17 protein-coding genes are annotated in these 19926 nt (G+C 34.3%); 1 reads left to right on the forward strand and 16 read right to left on the reverse strand.

Going from position 1 to position 19926, the window contains the following annotated elements:
* The 12 genes from FD688_RS06315 to FD688_RS06370 form a co-directional block, all read right to left on the reverse strand.
* Positions 1 to 1230, reverse strand: coding sequence for a DUF2201 family putative metallopeptidase (locus FD688_RS06315; protein ID WP_138742276.1), 1230 nt, complete (start codon positions 1228 to 1230; stop codon positions 1 to 3).
* A gap of 5 nt (positions 1231 to 1235) precedes the next feature.
* On the reverse strand, positions 1236 to 2336 hold the full coding sequence (locus FD688_RS06320) for an ATP-binding protein (protein ID WP_138742277.1): 1101 nt from the start codon (positions 2334 to 2336) through the stop codon (positions 1236 to 1238).
* A 53-nt stretch (positions 2337 to 2389) separates the two neighbouring features.
* Positions 2390 to 3868, reverse strand: coding sequence for a signal recognition particle protein (ffh, locus tag FD688_RS06325; protein WP_138742278.1), 1479 nt, complete (start codon positions 3866 to 3868; stop codon positions 2390 to 2392).
* 14 nt (positions 3869 to 3882) lie between these two features.
* Positions 3883 to 4224, reverse strand: coding sequence for a putative DNA-binding protein (locus tag FD688_RS06330; RefSeq protein ID WP_138742279.1), 342 nt, complete (start codon positions 4222 to 4224; stop codon positions 3883 to 3885).
* A 25-nt stretch (positions 4225 to 4249) separates the two neighbouring features.
* Positions 4250 to 5455: a signal recognition particle-docking protein FtsY gene (gene ftsY / locus FD688_RS06335; protein ID WP_138742280.1), complete on the reverse strand. Its 1206-nt coding sequence runs from the start codon at positions 5453 to 5455 to the stop codon at positions 4250 to 4252.
* Positions 5456 to 5458: 3 nt separating this feature from the next.
* Positions 5459 to 9010 (reverse strand): chromosome segregation protein SMC, encoded by a 3552-nt coding sequence (smc, locus tag FD688_RS06340; RefSeq protein WP_190242935.1) that lies wholly within the window; start codon positions 9008 to 9010, stop codon positions 5459 to 5461.
* A 21-nt stretch (positions 9011 to 9031) separates the two neighbouring features.
* Positions 9032 to 9724: a ribonuclease III gene (gene rnc / locus FD688_RS06345; RefSeq protein WP_138742282.1), complete on the reverse strand. Its 693-nt coding sequence runs from the start codon at positions 9722 to 9724 to the stop codon at positions 9032 to 9034.
* A gap of 62 nt (positions 9725 to 9786) precedes the next feature.
* Entirely contained in the window at positions 9787 to 10035 is a 249-nt protein-coding gene (acpP, locus tag FD688_RS06350; protein WP_034531085.1) for an acyl carrier protein, read from the reverse strand.
* A 49-nt stretch (positions 10036 to 10084) separates the two neighbouring features.
* On the reverse strand, positions 10085 to 11125 hold the full coding sequence (gene plsX / locus FD688_RS06355) for a phosphate acyltransferase PlsX (RefSeq protein ID WP_138742283.1): 1041 nt from the start codon (positions 11123 to 11125) through the stop codon (positions 10085 to 10087).
* 13 nt (positions 11126 to 11138) lie between these two features.
* Positions 11139 to 13172, reverse strand: a complete 2034-nt coding sequence (gene recG, locus FD688_RS06360) for an ATP-dependent DNA helicase RecG (RefSeq protein WP_138742284.1) — start codon at positions 13170 to 13172, stop codon at positions 11139 to 11141.
* Between the two features lie 51 nt (positions 13173 to 13223).
* The gene (locus FD688_RS06365) at positions 13224 to 14900 is read right to left on the reverse strand and encodes a DAK2 domain-containing protein (RefSeq protein ID WP_412174682.1); all 1677 of its coding nucleotides are present in this window, start codon (positions 14898 to 14900) and stop codon (positions 13224 to 13226) included.
* A gap of 16 nt (positions 14901 to 14916) precedes the next feature.
* Positions 14917 to 15276: an Asp23/Gls24 family envelope stress response protein gene (locus FD688_RS06370; RefSeq protein WP_034531081.1), complete on the reverse strand. Its 360-nt coding sequence runs from the start codon at positions 15274 to 15276 to the stop codon at positions 14917 to 14919.
* 227 nt (positions 15277 to 15503) lie between these two features.
* On the opposite strand from FD688_RS06370, the gene rpmB reads away from it, so the two are divergent.
* Positions 15504 to 15689, forward strand: coding sequence for a 50S ribosomal protein L28 (gene rpmB, locus FD688_RS06375; protein WP_034531080.1), 186 nt, complete (start codon positions 15504 to 15506; stop codon positions 15687 to 15689).
* Between the two features lie 87 nt (positions 15690 to 15776).
* On the opposite strand, the gene FD688_RS06380 is transcribed toward rpmB, so the two are convergent.
* From FD688_RS06380 to pknB, 4 genes are read right to left on the reverse strand one after another with little or no spacing between them, the layout of a single operon-like run.
* Complete coding sequence (locus FD688_RS06380; protein ID WP_138742285.1) at positions 15777 to 16424, reverse strand: thiamine diphosphokinase; 648 nt, start codon at positions 16422 to 16424, stop codon at positions 15777 to 15779.
* A gap of 2 nt (positions 16425 to 16426) precedes the next feature.
* Entirely contained in the window at positions 16427 to 17077 is a 651-nt protein-coding gene (gene rpe / locus FD688_RS06385) for a ribulose-phosphate 3-epimerase (RefSeq protein WP_138742286.1), read from the reverse strand.
* Between the two features lie 10 nt (positions 17078 to 17087).
* Entirely contained in the window at positions 17088 to 17987 is a 900-nt protein-coding gene (gene rsgA / locus FD688_RS06390) for a ribosome small subunit-dependent GTPase A (protein WP_034531077.1), read from the reverse strand.
* 45 nt (positions 17988 to 18032) lie between these two features.
* Positions 18033 to 19925, reverse strand: a complete 1893-nt coding sequence (gene pknB / locus FD688_RS06395) for a Stk1 family PASTA domain-containing Ser/Thr kinase (RefSeq protein ID WP_138742287.1) — start codon at positions 19923 to 19925, stop codon at positions 18033 to 18035.
* Position 19926: the final 1 nt, after the last annotated feature.

Below are 19926 nucleotides of genomic sequence, written 5' to 3' on the forward strand. Positions count from 1 at the left end.
TCACATCCTAATTTGGTCTAAATATAAGACGTTGGCTTTTTGATTACGTACTGATAACTCGTCTTTGTAATCCAATAATACCCAGATTATCTTCAAGTTTTGTTGGCTCAAATATTGTTCACCCTTACCATCAGTGAAGACGATGCATCCCTGCCTAGATAATTTATGCTCATTAATATAGTCAACAATTCTTTGATACTTGGTACCACCTTGTAATAAACGTTTATTTGCTAAAAGATTATTGTTAATCGCATGAACTTCCACATCAAATGTATAGCAATTAACCTCGATATTTGGAATCGATTGAATTGCTTCAACGACACTAACCATATTTGCGTACTGATCATCATTAATTGAACCCGAACTATCAATAAAAACATTCACATACTCACTTTTCCTTATGATTCTTCCTGCGATATCCATACGATATGGCTGTCTTCGATTAAAACGGTTATAAGTCTTCTTTCGTCTATTACGCTTATTTCCAGTAATCATTCTTACGATTTGCTGCAAATTTATTCTATGCATTACAACGGACTTAATCTGCTTATCAACTGACATTGAAAGTTCACCACGATATTGACTATGAGCATCCCTTAGTAGTCTGTCGATTGATTTTTTTCTTTGTTCATAATCTTGATTACTAATATTGCCTTCATCATCAAAGTATCGATGATCATCAACAATTCGTAAATTATCATTATCTAATTTACCAACACCATCTTGTCGATCCTGACTAAACAAATCATAAAGCTGCTTAGCGTATTGACTTGAATCCAAATTTGGTTTCATATTGAGATTGTATTGATAATTAATTTTGTCTAATGTCCATCCCTTAGAATAAACATCTGAAACGTATTGGTTAACGGCCACATCAGCGGCGACGTCGTTCAATTGGCTGTGCTTAAGATATCTGAGGGGATGCAGCCACACTATATGCATAACTAGATGCTCTAGTATAGCAATCAGGTCATTAGGACCTTCAACATCGTCTTTTAAATGACTGGGATTATATACCAATTCCAATTGATTATTTGACCACTTCAATGCTAGAAATGTATCAATAGTATTATCTGCATCTCTGTTTAAATGGAGTAAAATTTCACCATAAAAGCTCTTATTACGAATTAAGTATAAAATCCCTTGGGCAATTATTCCATCCATCTCAATTAAATTATTTTGCTTTGAATCCTTATGAATTAGGTCGTAAATATCACTATTAAGTGTCATATTAATCACCTGTATGCATTAAAACTAATCTGGGTTAACTCATCATATAACTGTTTAGCAGCTAAACTCGTTTCTGACTTGTTGTATATGTCGTCGATTAATCCAGTGTCGTTAATCAATATTCGAGCAATCGCGTATTGACCGTCTGAACTTAGTAAATCAATAAATGTTTTGAAACGGTAACAAATGTCATCGCTTAATGTTGATACTGATTTTACGTATTCACTAACTAATGATTGTTTAGCAACCTCATCTTTAGATGCAAGTTTATCAACGACATCTTGTAAATTATCGTTTAAATTAATCTTATCGTCGCCTGATTTATGCATAAATTTAATAAATGATTCTGCAATAGAAGGTCCCACGTTTCCTGAAATAACCTCTTTTAAAATATCTTCATCATAGTCGTCATTGTATTGATTAACGATATTTGAAACGCGTTGCCAAGATCTAGGAGTTGGTTTTATTTCATCGTTACCTTGGTCTAAAAGTAAGTTATTTTCGTTAATAAAATTAATGACTTGTTGATTAATCTGATTATCTTTGGCCCAATCTAGCCAATCATTTACGTCTGTTCGCATGTTAACGCGTACAGTTCTATCAGTAATGGCATCGTCACTAGCATAAACATCATAATTAGCATTCATGTCATCTGGATTTTCAGCAATAATGATGTGGACTTGCTTTGGTAACACCACCGAATTAATGCGGCGTTGTAATACTAAATTCATTAGCTCACTTTGTACATCAGAAGTTCCACGATTAAATTCATCTAAGAACCAATAGATTGGTTTATCTGGATTAGCCTCAGCATATTTAATAATTTCAATAATCGTGTGAGAGTAACCGAATTTAACATCTGCTAGTGTTCCATACTTGTCAGTCTCAATAAATGACTTATTAGTAAGTGGTGGCACTGGGATAGCCAAATCCCCTTTCTCAGATAAACTCACGACTGTGGTAAATAATTTAGCACAATTTTGTTCAGCTAATCGATTTACTAATGCCGACTTACCGATTCCAGCAAGACCAACAATATTGGCGACTGCACCACTTTTTTCAATTAAATCTACTGCTTGCATTGTCTTAATAAAACCTAAAGCCATTCAAATCCCTCCTAAAAAAGACACAACTACCCAGGGTAATTATGTCTTTTCCATTACTTACGCTTCTTGTTACGTTTGCGCTTGTTTTTATTCATTTTCTTACTAATTTTTCTACTCATGCGTTTCATTGCCATTTGTGAAATCTTTCCACCTAGGCCGCCACCCATTCCTGGCATTGAAGGCATACCATCCATACCCATGTTACCCATCATTTGTTCCATACCAGACATGTTACCATTAGACATCTTATTCATCATGTCCTTCATTTGATTAAATTGCTTAATCATACGGTTAACTTCTTGAATTGGACGTCCACACCCACGTGAAATACGACGTCTTCTTGATGGATTTAATAAATCAGGGTTATTACGTTCTTCATAGGTCATAGAATATATTATTGCCTTGATGTGTTCTAAATCCTTAGGATCCATATTAACATTCTTCAAGGCAGGATTATTAGCCATACCCGGAATCATCTTCATAATTTCATCCAAAGGACCCATCTTTTGAATTTGTTCTAGCTGATCTAAGAAGTCTTCAAACCCAAAAGTGTTGTTTTGCATCTTTTCAGCTAATTCTTTGGCTTGTTTTTCATCATAATCGTTTTGAGTCTTTTCGATTAATGATAGAATATCACCCATTCCAAGGATACGAGAAGCCATACGGTCTGGATGGAAAACATCAAGTGCTTCCATCTTTTCACCTTGTCCCACAAACTTAATTGGTTTTTGGGTTACTTCACGAATTGAAAGGGCAGCCCCACCACGGGTGTCACCATCTAACTTAGTTAAAACAACACCAGTAATATCTAATGCATCGTTAAAACCTTCTGCGGTATTAACGGCATTTTGACCAGTCATTGCGTCAACAACCAATAGAATTTCGTCGGGATGAGTCAATTCCTTAATGTTCTTTAATTCGTCCATTAAGTCTTCATCAATTTGTAAACGACCAGCAGTATCAATTAATACGTAGTCATTATGGTCTTGCTTAGCCTTATCCATCCCATTTCTAACAATTTCAACTGGATCAACGTCAGTTCCTTGTTGGAAAACAGGAACATCGATTTGTTTACCAACTGTTTCCAATTGGTCGATGGCAGCTGGACGGTAAACGTCGGCTGCAATTAGTAATGGACGTGCATTTTCTTCTTTTTTAAGTTTTAAAGCTAATTTACCAACAGTGGTAGTTTTACCTGCCCCTTGTAAACCAGCCATCATGATTACAGTTGGAATCTTTTCAGATTTGTTCAATGGTACTGCTTCTTCACCCATTGTTTTTGTTAATTCTTCATTAACAATCTTTACAATTTGTTGAGCCGGGTTCAATCCTTCCAAGACTTCCGCTCCACGAGAACGTTCTTGAACACGCTTAACAAAATTTCTTACAACTGTGAAGTTAACATCGGCTTCAAGTAAAGCAAGTCTAATTTCACGCATAGTTTCTCTTAAGTCAGCTTCAGAAACTTTACCTTTACCACGTAAATTACGCATTGCTTTTTGAAGACGTTCTGTTAATCCTTCAAATGCCATTTATTTCACCACTTTCATTTTTCTTCAGTTATTTCTAAATCGTCAACTAATTGATTTAGTTGATCATCATTTGGATAGTTATCCTTAACGTAATTTCTAATTGCATCAGTTTGTTTATTTCTTTTCACAAAATCTGCATATAAGTGAAGTTGTTCTTCATATTTTTCCAGAATTACTTCTGTTCTTCTTATGTTATCATACACAGCCTGTCTACTGACATTAAACTCTTCAGAAATTTCTCCCAATGAGTAATCATCAGCATAATAAAGTTGAATATAACTATCTTGCTTATTTGTTAATAATGGACGATAAAATTCAAATAAAGAGTTAATTCGATAATTTTTTTCCATTTCCAATTAAATCAAGTCCTTTCAGCTCAGACTATTTAATTAGACCCTTAAATAATCCATATACAAAGTCATTTGCATTAAATTCTCTTAAATCTTCTACCTTTTCACCTAAACCAACGTACTTAACTGGAACGTGAAGTTCGTTCCTAATTGCTAAAACAATTCCACCCTTAGCAGTACCGTCTAGCTTAGTTAGTACGATTCCGGATACATCAGTTGTTTCCTTAAATAGCTTAGCTTGGTTTAAGGCATTTTGCCCAGTGGTTGAATCTAGAACTAATAACACTTCATGAGGAGCGTCTGGAATTTCTCTAGTTAATACTTTCTTCATCTTAGCAAGTTCGTTCATCAAGTTAACCTTGTTTTGTAATCTACCAGCAGTATCTACGAACAAAATATCATAGTTTTCATCTTTAGCCTTATGAACTGCTTCATAAACAACTGCAGATGGATCACTTTGTTCAGGCTTTTTGACGATATCAACACCATCACGTTTTGCCCATTCATCTAATTGTTGAATAGCACCAGCTCTAAATGTATCTGCGGCAGCTAATAATACTTTCTTACCCTGTTTCTTGTACATATTAGCCATCTTACCGATGGTAGTAGTCTTACCAACACCATTAACTCCCACAAATAAAATAACGGTTGGACCTTGAGCAGCAAAATGAATTTCAGTGTTTTCATTATTACCATTTTGATCATAGATATCAATCATCTTTTGAATAATAACGTTTTGAACATCGTCTTTACTCTTGGCATTTTGTAACTTTACTTCATCCCTTAATTGGTCAGTTAAATTAACGGCCATATCAAAACCAACGTCTGATTCAATTAGAGTATCTTCTAAGTCTTCGAAGAAATCTTCATCAACACTTCTAAAGTTAGCAAATAAACGATTTAGTCGTTCACCAAATGTACTTCTAGATTTTTCTAGTCCTTCAGTAAACTTAGTTTGGTCATCTTCAACTGTCTTTTCAGAAGAAGGTTGTTCTTCAACTTTTTCTTCATCAGCATTGTCATCAACGTCTGAATTTTTTGAATCTTCTTGGTCAGATTGTTGCTGTTGTTCTCCATTAGTTACAGTTTCATGTTCACTAACTTTGTCAACGCTATCATCTGTTTTTGGTTCATCGTCAACAGCGGCATCAGTTTCATCGTTTTTTACTTCTTCAACTTTACTATTGTTGTTTTCTTCTTCGTTATTACGCTTTTTAAAAATATCAAATAATCCCATAGTTTATTCCTCCGCGGCATTAAATTTATTTAGGTTAGCTGTAACCACTTTAGAAACTCCGGAATTTTGCATTGTAACTCCATACAACGTATCAGCATAAACCATCGTTTCTTTTCTATGTGTGATAACGATAAATTGAGTTCCATCGTCTAATTTAGTCATGTATCGAGCGTATCTATCGACGTTTTCTGCATCCAAGGCGGATTCAGCTTCATCTAAGATACTGAAAGGTACTGGTTTAACTTTTAAAACGGCGAAAAGTAATGCAATGGCAGTTAATGCTTTTTCTCCTCCTGATAATAGAGACATGTGACGATACTTCTTACCAGGTGGTTGTGCCATAATTTCAATTCCAGTAGTTAACAAATCATTTGGATCCGTGAGTAATAACTTTGCTTTTCCACCACCAAAAATTTCGTTATAAACTTTCGAAAATTGGGTAGCGATTGCATCGAAAGTATCTTTAAATTTCTTTTCAACTGTAACATCAATCTTATTCATGGTATCAGTTAGTTGTTGGCTAGAATTCTTCAAATCATCTGATTGTTGTACTAGGAATTCGTATCGTTTTGATACCTCTTTGTACTCATCAATTGCAGATACATTAACAACACCTAGATGGTCGATTGAACGACGCAAATCTTCGATATGAGCCTTAATATTATCGATGGTATCGTTGACAACAATATCATCAATTTCATTTAGGTTAACCTCATACTTACCAATTAGTTGTTGTTTTAGACTAGCAAGTTGCTTTTCCAATTGATCAAACTTGTTAGTTTGTTTATTTAGATAATTTTGTTGATTAACAGAGTCCATTGTTTGCTTATCAATTTGGTCTTCAACTTGTTTGATTTCAGCTTGATGCTCATCAATGGATTCTTTGCATTCTTGTAGATTACTTTGAATAACCTGGATTTGTTGGTTAACTAACTTAATTTCATCATCTTGGTTTACGGAAAGCATATTATTACTAATTGCTTCGTTTAACCCATCAATGTTTTCTTTTTCGTCATCAATATCAGCATCTAATCGGTCAAAATCTTCAATTAGATTTGCCTTTTGGTCACGCAAATTGGATAGTTTTTCCTTCAATACAATCAACTTTTCACGCGTTGATTGTACCTTTGAAGAGTTATTATCCTTCATTGACTCAAAAGTTGCAATCTTTTCTTGAATATCTTTTGATTTGGTCTGATTATTTACTAAATCAATATTCAATTGTTCCTTTAGCTTCTTGTTTTGACGTTGCTTTTCATCAATATCATCGTCAAACAATCCACCATTAGACATTCTGATTGCCTTTAGTTCACGTTGCTTTCTAACTAAAGATTCCTTAGCAAAGGTCAATTTATTATTAATTGAGTCTAGTTGACCATCGTATTGACGCTTGTTGTCATAGAAAGAATCTGATTTAGCATTTAACTCTTTTAGTTGATCTTGTAATTCTACCAAATTAGTTTCAGTTTGCTTGGCGACCTCTTGGCTATCCTTAAATTGCTTTTCTAATTCTTCTAACTTATTCTTTTGGGTCAATACACCATCATATTGACGTTTGTTAGAACCACCAGTGATTGAACCACCAGCATTAACGATTTCACCGCTTAGGGTCACAATTCGGTTAGAATGTCTAATCTTGTTACTAATATCGGTAGCAGTATGTAAATCTTTAACGATTAAAACATTACCTAGCAAATGACTAGTAACTGATTTAAGTTTCTCATTAATTTGAACCAATTCGTTGGCTAAACCAATGAATCCATCGCTATTTTGACAAGTACTTAAAACGTTATTGTTGACGCTGCGTTGTGAAATTTCATTAACGGGCAAGAAAGTTGCTCTTCCTAAACGATTATCATTTAAAAACTTAACCGCTTGTCTAGCAGAATCATTGTTAGTGACCACAATTTGTTGTAATTGATTGCCTAAAGCAGTTTCAATTGCTGTGGTATATTCAGCAGGTACTTTGATAAAGTCGGAAACCGAACCCAATACCCCATTAAGGCGATCTTTATTGTTTAACACACTTTGGGCACCACGATAAAAGTTACTGTGGTCATTTTGTAAATTATTCAAACTGTTATATTTAATTTTTAGGTTTTGCGTATCTTCTAATTGCTTGTACCAAGTTGCTTGTTGATCATCTACTTGTTTCTTTAGACCATTCACTTGAGCTTGATAGTCGTTAAAGTCTCTTTGCACCTTTTGAACTTCTTCGCTCTTCTTGTTATATGCTTGATTTAACTTTTCAACTGATTGTTCCAATTGATTGATTTCTTCATTTACTCCAGAAATCTTTTGACGATTGGAATCGTTTTGAACATCAGCTTGCTTTTGGGTCTTTTCTAAGTAAGTAGATTCATTGTTAACATTAGCAATCTTTTGCATAATTGCTAGATATTCACCACGAGCATCTTCATACTCTGCCTTTTTATCAGCAATCATTTTGTCAATCTTATCTTCATCGATTTCTTCAAGATATTGTTTATGATTATCTATTTCTTGATTTAAATGGTCGATTTCAGAGTTGATTTCTTTTTCTTTTGTTTGTAAATCAGAAACTTGTGAATTTAACTTTTCTAAGTTGGCCTTATGTTCCTTCAAACTAGTCTTTTTAAATTCAATTTCTTGTTTTGAAAGATTTTGTTGACCAGATAATTGTTCAATCTTCTTAGAGTAGTTCAAAAGATTATCTTGTTGTTCTTCCTTTTTGGTTAGAAGCATCTCTAATTGTTCATTCAATGACTTCTTTTGACTGGTAAGCTCATTTAAGTGTTTGTTAATGTCTTCAACATTTTGCTTTTCTTCAACAATAATTGCCTTGGTATTATTCCATTCAGCACCAACTTGATTTAATTCAAGAGCAATTCTTGAAACATCATACTTTTTGAATTCTTTTTTCAAATCCAAATACTTAATTGCGGTTTCACTTTGCTCTTTTAATTGGTCATTTCGATCTTTAAGTTCAAAAATAATGTCTTCGACTCTATCAAGGTTTTCATGAGTTTGTTGAAGCTTTAAGTTGGCATCATGTTTTTGTTGTTTGTACTTATAAACACCGGCTGCTGTTTCAATAATAGAACGACGATCTTCAGGCTTACTGTTAAAAATATCTTCAACACTACCTTGAGAAATGATTGAAAATGAACCAATTCCCATCCCTGTGTCCATAAATAAGTTATTGATATCCTTCAATCGACATTCAGAATTATTAATCAGGTATTGGCTTTCTCCACTACGATACAAACGTCTTGTAATGATAATTTCTGAATACGAACTATTAATGTACTGGTCAGTATTGTCCAAGGTTAACTTAACTTCAGCACGATTGACCGGTTTGTGGGTACTAGAACCAGAAAAAATAACGTCGGACATCTTTGAACCACGTAAAGTCTTAGAAGATTGTTCCCCGAGTACCCATCTGATAGCTTCTATAACGTTACTTTTACCACTACCATTAGGACCAACAATCGCAGTTAAACCATCTGTAAAGTTAATGGTTGTTTTGTTTGCAAAGGATTTAAATCCAGCAATCTCTAATGATTTTAACTTCAAAGTGATTTCCCCATCCTGTTTTTATTCTGTAAGGTTTTTAATTGCCTTCTTAGCAGCACCTTGTTCTGCATTCTTCTTGGAGTGACCTAAGCCAACACCTTTTTCAACACCGTCAATTGTAACAGATACCTTAAAACGACGGTCATTTTCGGGACCATTTTCGTCCAATAAGTGATATTCAATATCAACAGGCCCATTTGATTGTGCTAATTCTTGTAATTCAGTTTTGTGATCAAAGAATTCGTCAAACCATCCATCATCTAATTTAGGGAAAATTACTTGATGACAAAACTTAACTACAGGTTCCATTCCTTGGTCAAGGTAAACCGCACCAATGAATGATTCAAAAATATCACATAGTAATGAATCTCTAGTTCTGGCTTGAGCCTTTTCTTCACCCTTGCCTAAACGAATGTATTTATCAAATTCACATTCTCTAGCAAAACTACTAAAGCTGTGTTCATTTACCATTGCAGCTCTTAATCTAGTTAAACGTCCTTGTGGTAAATTTGGATAACGCTTGTAAATGTATTCTGATACTACTAGTTCGTAAACAGCATCACCCAAAAATTCAATTCGTTCATAAAATTTTAAATTCTTACCTGGATGTTCATTAACGTATGAAGCTTGAGTAAAGGCTTCATCTAATAATGATTCATCCTTAAACTTAATGTTAAATCGTTTTTCTAATAAATCATCAAATTCTTTTTCCAAGTCTTTCCCTCCAGTGAATAATACAACAAAAGACGATTACTATTGAGTAATCGCCTTTTTAATTATTTGTTATCAGCGTTAGACATAACGTAGTCTACAGCTTCATCAATAGTCTTAATGTTTTCTGCATCTTCATCTGAGATATCAGTACCAAAAGTACTTTCTAGAGATAATACAAACTCAACAAAATCAATCGAATCAGCGTCTAAATCATTTTGAAAGTTTAAATCACCTTTAATGGTATCTCTATCAATGCTGAATTGATCAGCAACCATATCAGCAATTTTGTTAAATACTTCTTCTTTTGTCATAATCTATCTCCTTAAAATCGTAATTGATAAGTCTAATTATAACAGATTTTTAGTTATTTTTGGCGTTTTGTTTGATTTGTTGCATATCGTCAGAATGCTTGTCAAAATATTCAACAACGTCATCAATAGTCTTATTATCAATCATTGTCTTAATTTGGAAAATAGTGTTCTTGATTGTAACAGCTTCACTACTACCGTGAGCCTTAACAACAGGAGCCTTAGTACCCATTAATACAGCACCACCATATTGTGAGTAATCCATTTCCTTACCAATCTTCTTGAATGTTGGCTTGAGCATTAAAGCACCAACTTTTGACTTAACACCACCAGACATAATTTCACCCTTGATTAAAGTAAGCAATGAAAGAGCAGTTCCTTCGATTGCCTTCAATGCGGCATTCCCAGTGAAACCATCAGTAACAACAACATCAGCAGCACCATTTAATAATTCACGTGATTCAACGTTACCAATAAAGTTTAGGTTTTCATCCTTAGATAGCATTTCGTTAGCTGCCTTATGTAATGAGTCACCTTTATCTGCTTCAGTACCGTTATTTAATAAACCAATACGTGGATTTTCAATATGTCTAACAGTTTCAGCATAGTACTTACCCATAAATGCATATTGATATAGGTTAAATAGTTTTGATTCAGCGTTAGCACCAACATCTAGCATAACAAAGTTATCATGATCTTCGTCATTTACGATAGGTAAAGTGGTTGCAAGACCTGGACGATCAATTCCTTTAATTCTACCAATAATGAATAGACCAGCAGCTAGGATAGCACCAGTGTTACCAGCTGAGAAGAATGCGTCTGCTTCTTTATCTTTAACAGCTTGAGCAGCCATGTCTAGACTTGAGTTTTTCTTCTTCATAACAGCCTTAACAGGTTCTTCACCCATTTCGATAATTTCGTCAGATTGAACTAGTTCAATTCTTTCTTCGTTTTGAATTAATGGTTTAACTTTATCGATTTGACCGAATAACTTGAATTCAATATCAGGATATTGGTCTCTTGCCATTTCTACCCCTTTAACAACTTCTAATGGGGCGTTGTCTCCACCCATGGCATCAATTGCGATTTTCATTTATAAAACTCCTTTAATCAAACATTTTCTTATTATTTTTTTGGTGAACGTAACTATATAATTTACTATACATTGGATTGTTTTGCCAATCATTTGTACTTACGATTTGAATTGCCTCTTGTTGAGCAACACTTAGCATCGTTAAATCTGCAACCGGATCTCCTACCTTAAAATCAGGCAGACCAGATTGTGCTTTTCCCATGATATCACCAGGTCCCCTTAATTCTAGGTCCTTTTGCGATATAACAAAACCATCGTTACTTTCAACCATGACATTCATACGTTTAACACCCGTCTCTGTTTTGGGATCAGACACTAATAAACAGTATGACTGACTACTTCCTCTACCAACTCGACCTCGTAATTGATGTAACTGAGCCAATCCAAAATGATCAGCATTAAAGACTATCATCATAGTGGCATTGCTAACGTCCACACCTACTTCAATAACTGTCGTAGAGACCAAAATTTGAAACTCATTGTTTTTAAATTCTGTCATCACCAAATTTTTATCTTCATCTTTCATTCTACCATGAAGTAGACCAACTTTGAATTCTGGTTCAAACATATCCTTAAAATTTTCATAGATGTTAATGGCATTCTTCATGTCGACAGCTTCTGATTCTTCAACTAATGATGTTACCACGTAAATCTGTTCTCCGGAATTCAATCGTTCTTTGATAAAACCAACAGAATTCTTGAATTGTCCTTCCTTAATCCATGCTGTTTTAACCGGTTGGCGACCGTTAGGTAATTCATCAATAATTGAAACATCCATTTCTCCGTATGATGTAATGGCTAATGTTCTGGGAATTGGGGTTGCAGTCATTGCTAAAACGTTAGTTCCATCGTTTTTCTGTCTTAATTTGGCACGTTGGTTTACACCAAAACGATGCTGTTCGTCAATAATGGCTAAACCTAAATTCTTGTATTCAACACTATCTTGAATCAAAGCATGAGTTCCTATAACCAAATTAATTTCGCCAGACTTAATTCTTGGTAAAAGCTCTTTTCTGGCTGCCGGTTTAGTATCACCGGTTAACAAAGCAACATTTACTTTTGTATCTTTAAAGAGTGTTGCTAGTTTATTGGCATGTTGTTCAGCTAATATTTCAGTCGGTGCCATTAAGGCCGCTTGATATCCACCATCAATACATGCCAAGATTGATAAAGCAGCCACAATTGTTTTACCAGAACCTACATCCCCTTGAAGCAAACGATTCATCTGACGAGTCGATGATAAGTCATTTTGAATTTCATTTATCACACGTTGTTGTGCATTTGTTAATGAAAATGGAAGTTGGTTAATAAAAGCATCCATATCAGATTGACTAAACTTAATGGCTAAACCAGCATCCTTTTGTTCTTCACTCTTTAGTGCCTGCAAACGCATTTGAAATAAGAAGAACTCATTAAACTTCGCAGTTCTTCTGGCTAGGTAGGCATCCTTAGTATCATTGGGGAAGTGCATATCTTTAATGACTTGTTTTTGTGACTCCAACTTATATTTTTCAATAATATCTTCTGGAATTACATCATCAATTACATCCTTATATTCATCAAAAGCCAACTTCACCAAATCACTGATTGTCTTTTGACGAATATGCTTATTAGCGGGATAAATCGGATTCATTTCATTACCATCAACCGAAGATAAGATTTTAATTCCAGATAATGATGCCTTGGCCTTATCAAAACGTCCGTAAATCAGAACTTCTTTTCCAACAGGAAGCTGTTTCTTTAACCATGGTTGATTAAAAAAAGTGACCTTTACAACATCATTATCAACCAATAGTCTTATGTTTAATATATTTCTTTTTCTACCAAAGTGTGCAACCACTGGATCAGCTGCAATCTTACCCTTAATTGTTACTTTTTCTTGGTCTTCGATTTGTGATAAATCTTTAACTTGAAAATCATCGTATCTAAATGGGTAATATGTTAATAAATCATATATAGTATCGATACCCAATTCATCCAATGCTTCGACCTTTTTAGGACCAACACCCTTTAAAACGGAAACACTATCGTTTAAATCTTTCAACATATCACCTCATTTTACTTATGTAATAAAAAAATCGGAGAAAACTCCGACATTTTATTCAACAGAAATTAAGTATGGATAGACTGGCTGTCCTCCAGGATGAACTTCAACTTCTAGGTCAGCATCAATTGATTCAACTTGTTCAGCTAGTTCATCAGCCTGATTTTGTGTCATTCCTTCACCATAAATAATGGTTACGACTTCACTGTCTTCATCAAGCATTTGCTTAATCATATCAACAGTAGTTTCATTTAGATTATCTTTAACAACCTTAATCTTACCATCGATAATTCCCATGTAATCATCTTTCTTGATTTTAACACCATCAATTTCAGTGTCTCTAACGGCGTTAGTAACATCTCCACTAATTACAGTGTCTAACATATCTTCCATTTCAGATACGTTATCATCTAGGTTAGCATCAGGATTGAAAGAAAGCATTGTTGTTAAACCTTGTTGAATTGTCTTAGCATGAACAATTTTAACAGGGATTTCGGCAACATCAGCAGCTTGTTGAGCAGCCATGAAAATATTACCGTTATTTGGAAGAATAATTGCTTTCTTAGCGTTGCTATTATTAATAGCATCTAGGATGTCTTGAGTACTTGGGTTCATGGTTTGACCACCCTTAATAACATCTGTAACACCTAGACTGGTAAATAGTTCACCAATTCCGTCTCCAGAAGCCACTGCAATAATTGCTGTTTCTTTTGGTTCTGACTTAGTTTCTTTCTTAGATTCATCGTCTTTTTCAATAATTGTTTCTTGTTGTAGGCGCATATTGTCAATCTTCACGTTGGCTAAGTCACCAAACTTTTGGCCCCATGAAATAACTTCACCAGGTTGTTCAGTATGAACATGGACCTTAACAATTTCATCATCATTAACAACTAATAATGAGTCACCTAAACCGGCTAAATGATTATAGAACTTATCGTAATCGAAGTTGTATTCAACTTCCTTACCACGACCAATTCTGACCATGATTTGAGTACAGTATCCAAACTTAATGTCGTCTGGGTTCAACTTACCTTGTGCACTTTCATGACTTTGTTCATGACTTGCATCAATCATTTGATCCATTTCACCAGTATTCGGTTGGTGACTTGCTTCAATTTCTCGCCCATTTAAAACATCACTAAATGCTTTAACAACGAAAACTAAACCTTGTCCACCTGAATCAACAACACCAACTTGTTTCAATACTGGTAACAAATCAGGTGTTGATTGAAGAGCTTGTTCAGCAGCATCAGCTAAAATATCAAATAATTCAGCTAAATCATCTGTATTTGATCTTTGACCTGCTTCAGAAATCCCTCTAATAACCGTTAGAATTGTTCCTTCAGTTGGCTTCATAACTGAACCATACGCTGTTTTTTCACTATTTTTAAAAGCTTCTACAATGTCTTGAGCAGAAAGATTATCCTTTTCAGCAACAGACTTTGAAAAACCTCTAAAAATTTGTGACAAGATAACTCCAGAGTTACCTCTGGCTCCCATCAATAGCCCTTTAGCTAATGATTGAGATAATTCTCCAACAGATTCACTAGTATCACGACTAACGTAATCAGCCCCACTTTGGAAAGACATACTCATATTAGTACCAGTATCACCATCTGGAACTGGGAAAACATTAAGTGAGTTTATAAATTCTGCATTATTATTAAGGGTAGTAGCAGCGGCTTGCACCATTTGATCAAATTTTGATCTATCTATATTTGAAATAGACACAAAAATGAACCTCCTTTTAGTCTAGAACTCTTACACCTTGAACAACGACATTAACAGAACTTGCACTAATGCCAAGCATAGATTCCAAATTGTACTTAACCTTGCTTTGAACATTTTTACATACTTCTGAAATTTTAGTACCGTAGCTAACAATGATATTTACTTCAATTGCAACATCATTATCTTGTTGTGTTACCACAACTCCACGGGAATAATTATCTTTTTTCAAAATATCGTTTACATTGTCTCGAATTTGATTTTTACTTGCCATACCAACAACTCCGTAGTTATCAGTAGCAGCTCCACCAACTACGGTGGCAATTACATTGTTATCAATATCAATTAATCCATAATCAGTTCTCATTTTTACGGCCATCACAATAGCCTCCTTAAAAGATAGATTTCTTAATATATTCGTAATATAATATTACCACATGTTTAAAAAAAGCTAAAGTATTGATATAATGAATAGCGAAGGCTGTCAAGTATATTCACTTGAAAGAAAAGCATTGCAAAACAGGCTTCAATATGCTAAGTTATTAGAGTGAGATGTAATAAAAGCAACGCTTTTGACTAGAAATCAATTAAAGGAGGAATTTACCAATGGCTAAAGATTTTATTAATGGTAAAAGAACTCATTATGGTAACAAACGTTCCCATGCTTTGAATTCTTCACGTCGTAGCTGGAAGCCAAATCTACAAAAGGTTCGTATCCTTGTAGATGGAAAGCCTAAGAAAGTTTGGGTTAGTGCCCGTACTCTAAAATCAGGTAAAGTTACTCGTGCCTAACAATATTTAAGTCTGACTCTTAATGTCAGACTTTTTTTATACCCTAAATAACAAAAAGAGAACTGAAATATAATCAGTTCTCTTTTGCTATGCATCTTTACTTTGAATCACACATAATACTCCATCATCAAAATCGAAGTGACATTTATCACCATCGAATTGATTACTGGAATAAGCAAACGGTCTTTCAACATAGTAGTTATCCAGTTTATATACCGCATCATGAATTGATAAGTGCATCGCATTCATTGGAATAAATGCTAAGTAATGCATCATATCAATCTTTTTAATTTCATGTGCTCCGGGAATAAAGTATTGAATTACATTTTGTTTATCGATAATTCTAATTTTTTCAACGACATCCCTAAATTTAGGTTCAGTAGCCAATAAGTAGTTAGAAATAAAGTGATCAATTCTACCACCAGTGGCGCCAAAGATATTAATAACATCAGCCTTTAATTCATCAGATGCAATCTTTAATGCTAGTTGGGTATCAGTATAGTCTTTATCTGGATTATAAGTTCGAATATCAGAAACATTGTTTGAAATAATTTCAAATTCCAATTGATCCATTGAATCAAAATCACCAATGGAAATTAATGGTGTAATTCCCATTTTAACTAACCACACATTTCCTCGATCGACTCCAATCCAATCGCCATCGATTTCGCCTTGTCTTAAACTATCAGGCCATAAATCTGTGGGCCCACCGACTAATAAATTGATCGTTTTCATAATTATTTAGTAGCTTCCTTAATTGCTTGAATTCTTTCAGAAGGATTTTCAGCACCGAATACGTATGAACCAGCAACTGCAACAGTTGCACCAGCCTTAGCAGCAGCTTTAACAGTTTCATTGTTAACTCCACCATCAATTTCGATGTCAAAGTCGTATCCTTCAGCCTTCTTAATATCATCTAATTGTTTAATCTTCTTAACAGTTTCGTCTAGGAACTTTTGACCACCAAATCCAGGGTTAACTGTCATTACTAAAACTTGGTCAACCATGTATAGTACTGGTTTGATAGCTTCTACGGGAGTGCCTGGGTTAATTACTACCTCAGCCTTAACACCCTTGTTCTTAATCATTTGAAGAGCACGGTGAATGTGTGGAGTTGCTTCAACGTGTACACCAATAATGTCAGCACCCTTGTCTGCAAATTCGTCAACGAATCTTTCAGGGTTAACTACCATCAAGTGAACATCTAGTACTAAGTTAGAAATCTTTCTAATTTGTGGAACCCAGTTTGGACCGTATGAAATTGCTGGCACAAATGAACCGTCCATTACATCAATGTGTAATAGTTCTGCGTCCTTTTCAACTTTTTCAATATCTCTTTGTAGGTTTAAGTAATCTGCACTTAAGATTGATGGTGCTACTTTAATCATTATTAATTCCTCATTTCTTTTTATTGTAAATTGGTTTTTTATTCTTTAATAAATCATATAACTGAACATAATCATGATAACGTTCATGTGATAGTTCATCTTCATCCAACATTGCCTTAATTGCACAACCAGGTTCGTTGATGTGAACACATCCCCTGAATTTACATCTATCAGCATTTGCTCTGAATTCAGGAAAGTAATCCCTTAGTTCTTCAGGTCTGATATCAAAAGCTTCGTAAGATGAGAAACCGGGTGTATCAGCTACTAATCCATTATTAATTTGAATAAAACTGACTTTTCTAGTTGTATGTTTACCACGGTTTAATGCCATGGAAATTTCACCGGTTGCTAAGTTTAAATCAGGAGATATTTGATTCAACAATGTTGATTTACCAGCACCGGTCTGACCCATAAAGACAGTTTCTTTATTTTCAAATAACGATTTAATTTCATTAACTGATTCAGCTTTATCCTCGCTGTTGCTAGGAAGGATAACCTTATATCCAGCTTGTTCATACACCTTCTTAACACCTTTAAAGTACTCAAACTGTTTATCATCTAATAAATCAGTTTTAGTAAAGTAAATGATTGGAGTAATTTTGTTAATTTCAACCGCAACTAATTGACGGTCTAACAAGTTATATGAAAAATCTGGCTGAACAGCCGAAGTAACAACTACGGCTTGATCGATGTTAGCAATTGGAGGTCTTACCAATGAATTTTTACGGTCAAAAATCTTTAGTAAGTATCCTTCTTTTTGTGAACTAGATTCAAACTCGACGTCATCACCAACTAAAGGAGTTATTTTTCTTTTTCTAAAGTTACCCCTAGCTCTTGTTCGGTAAATCTTTCCGTCACTAATAATATCATAGAATCCACTCAAGGATTGGAAAATTTTTCCTTCAGCCAATGTATCACCTCGTTAATTTATTTACTACTTTTATTATACCTTGCATTACTTCATTATCAAATCACCATTTCGATAAATTCGATATTGTGGTTTTTGATTTTTCTTTAAACTATATGGGATGCTAATGGTTGTATCTTTATTTATAAAGATGGTTCGATAGAATTTTTCATTACCACCATCCTTATTAGAATAGATTGTAATCTTATTTAGACCACTGTTATCAACCTTTTTATAAGGTAATTTTACAGATACGTTAACGCTTCTTCTTAAATCCCGGTTATTAGAATTTCCTTTTGATACCCAAAGTTCCACCTCATCACCGTAACTTAACAATAAACCGGTTGATGGACTTTGTTGGTATACTTTTCCAGCAGGTTGACTCTTAGAACTTTCGTAAAAAGTTTTAACGTTTAAATGGTTTTTCTTAGCATAGTTTCTTGCCTGTTCTTCGGTCTTACCAATTAAATTAACCATCTTAAAATTTCTACTGTTAACTGCTACTACCAAGTTAATTGTTGTGTTATGTGGTTCCACCAAGGTTCCAGGACGAATGCTTTGGCTAAGGATAGTATTCGACTTAAATGAAGTGTCGTAACTGTATGACTTCTTAACCGTGAATCCCATAGTTGTCAACGAATGCTCAGCAGAATCGACTGAATCACCTAGGTAGTTATCAATCTTCACCTTTTTATAACCACCTGAAACTTTCAAAACGATTCCAGAATGGTTGATCATTTTAGTTCCCTTAGATGGATTAGTACCAATTACCTTATTAACTGCAACATTAGTGTTATAAGTATACTTAACCCTGCTGACAATTAAATGGGACTTCTTCAAAACCTTCTTAGCTTTACTTATCGACATGTTTGAAACGTTTGGAACACTTACTCGTGTGAAGAAAGTAAAGTTAAAGAATAAAAATATTGCAGAAATAAAAGCAAATAGTATCACAATTAATGTAAGTAATTTAAAAATACGGTATTTATCTTTATATTCATTTTCTTCAACATGATGATCATGATATTTTTTTAAATCTTTTAGGTCCAAAACCTTTGTCTCACCATCATCGATTTCAGTTTTAGGAATCATGAAGTGTAGTTTGGCTTCATCCATTCTTTCTTCGTTCATTGAAGTGAGAATATCTTCCTTCATATCTAAAACAGAACTGTAACGATCAGATAGTTTTTTAGCGGTTGCCTTAATCACTACATTTTCTAGTGCTTGCGTTACTAGACTATTTTGTTCAATTATCGAGGGCAAGTTTTCCTTGGTATGTTTCATCGCAATGTTTACTGGTGAATCACCATCAAAAGGAACCTTACCAGTAAGCAATTCGTATAGGATAATTCCCAATGAATAGACGTCTGATTGGGTGGTAACCTTTTTACCCAATGCTTGTTCTGGCGAAATATAGTGTATTGAACCAACAACCGCATTGGTTTGGGTTAATGCATTTTGGCTTTCAATTAAGGCAATTCCAAAGTCTGTGACTTTAACAACACCCTTTTTATCGATTAACACATTCTGTGGCTTTAAATCACGGTGAATAATTCCATGACTATGAGCTTCATAAACCGCATCAATTAATTGTGTCATGATTGCTATAACTTTATCAATACTGATTGGATAGTGCTTTTGAATATAATTCTTTAAGTCCTGTCCATCAACGTATTCAGTTACCAGATATTGTAAATCGCCTGATTGATTCAAGTCATATACCTGAGCAATATGCTTACTGTTTAGTTTATTAATCGCTAGTTTTTCATATTTAAAATGACGTTTAGCTTTTTGACTACCTTGAAAATCAATTCGAATAATTTTAATTGTGACAAGACGATTTGCCTTCATATCATATGAAAGATAAACATTAACCATCCCACCTTCACCAATCTTATCAATGATTTTGTAGCGGTCATTTAAAACGTATCCTTTTTCCATA

Source organism: Apilactobacillus kunkeei (assembly GCF_005930975.1).
GTDB lineage: Bacteria > Bacillota > Bacilli > Lactobacillales > Lactobacillaceae > Apilactobacillus > Apilactobacillus kunkeei_E.

What these genes read in the sequence shown, in the direction of transcription:
- plsX (WP_138742283.1), bottom strand. Translation starts at nt 11,125, where the DNA reads ATGAAAATCGCAATTGATGCCATGGGTGGAGACAACGCCCCATTAGAA.
- FD688_RS06320 (WP_138742277.1), bottom strand. Translation starts at nt 2,336, where the DNA reads ATGGCTTTAGGTTTTATTAAGACAATGCAAGCAGTAGATTTAATTGAA.
- rpe (WP_138742286.1), bottom strand. Translation starts at nt 17,077, where the DNA reads ATGATTAAAGTAGCACCATCAATCTTAAGTGCAGATTACTTAAACCTA.
- rpmB (WP_034531080.1), top strand. Translation starts at nt 15,504, where the DNA reads ATGGCTAAAGATTTTATTAATGGTAAAAGAACTCATTATGGTAACAAA.
- FD688_RS06380 (WP_138742285.1), bottom strand. Translation starts at nt 16,424, where the DNA reads ATGAAAACGATCAATTTATTAGTCGGTGGGCCCACAGATTTATGGCCT.
- FD688_RS06315 (WP_138742276.1), bottom strand. Translation starts at nt 1,230, where the DNA reads ATGACACTTAATAGTGATATTTACGACCTAATTCATAAGGATTCAAAG.
- ftsY (WP_138742280.1), bottom strand. Translation starts at nt 5,455, where the DNA reads ATGGGATTATTTGATATTTTTAAAAAGCGTAATAACGAAGAAGAAAAC.
- recG (WP_138742284.1), bottom strand. Translation starts at nt 13,172, where the DNA reads ATGTTGAAAGATTTAAACGATAGTGTTTCCGTTTTAAAGGGTGTTGGT.
- acpP (WP_034531085.1), bottom strand. Translation starts at nt 10,035, where the DNA reads ATGACAAAAGAAGAAGTATTTAACAAAATTGCTGATATGGTTGCTGAT.
- FD688_RS06370 (WP_034531081.1), bottom strand. Translation starts at nt 15,276, where the DNA reads ATGGCCGTAAAAATGAGAACTGATTATGGATTAATTGATATTGATAAC.
- pknB (WP_138742287.1), bottom strand. Translation starts at nt 19,925, where the DNA reads ATGGAAAAAGGATACGTTTTAAATGACCGCTACAAAATCATTGATAAG.
- ffh (WP_138742278.1), bottom strand. Translation starts at nt 3,868, where the DNA reads ATGGCATTTGAAGGATTAACAGAACGTCTTCAAAAAGCAATGCGTAAT.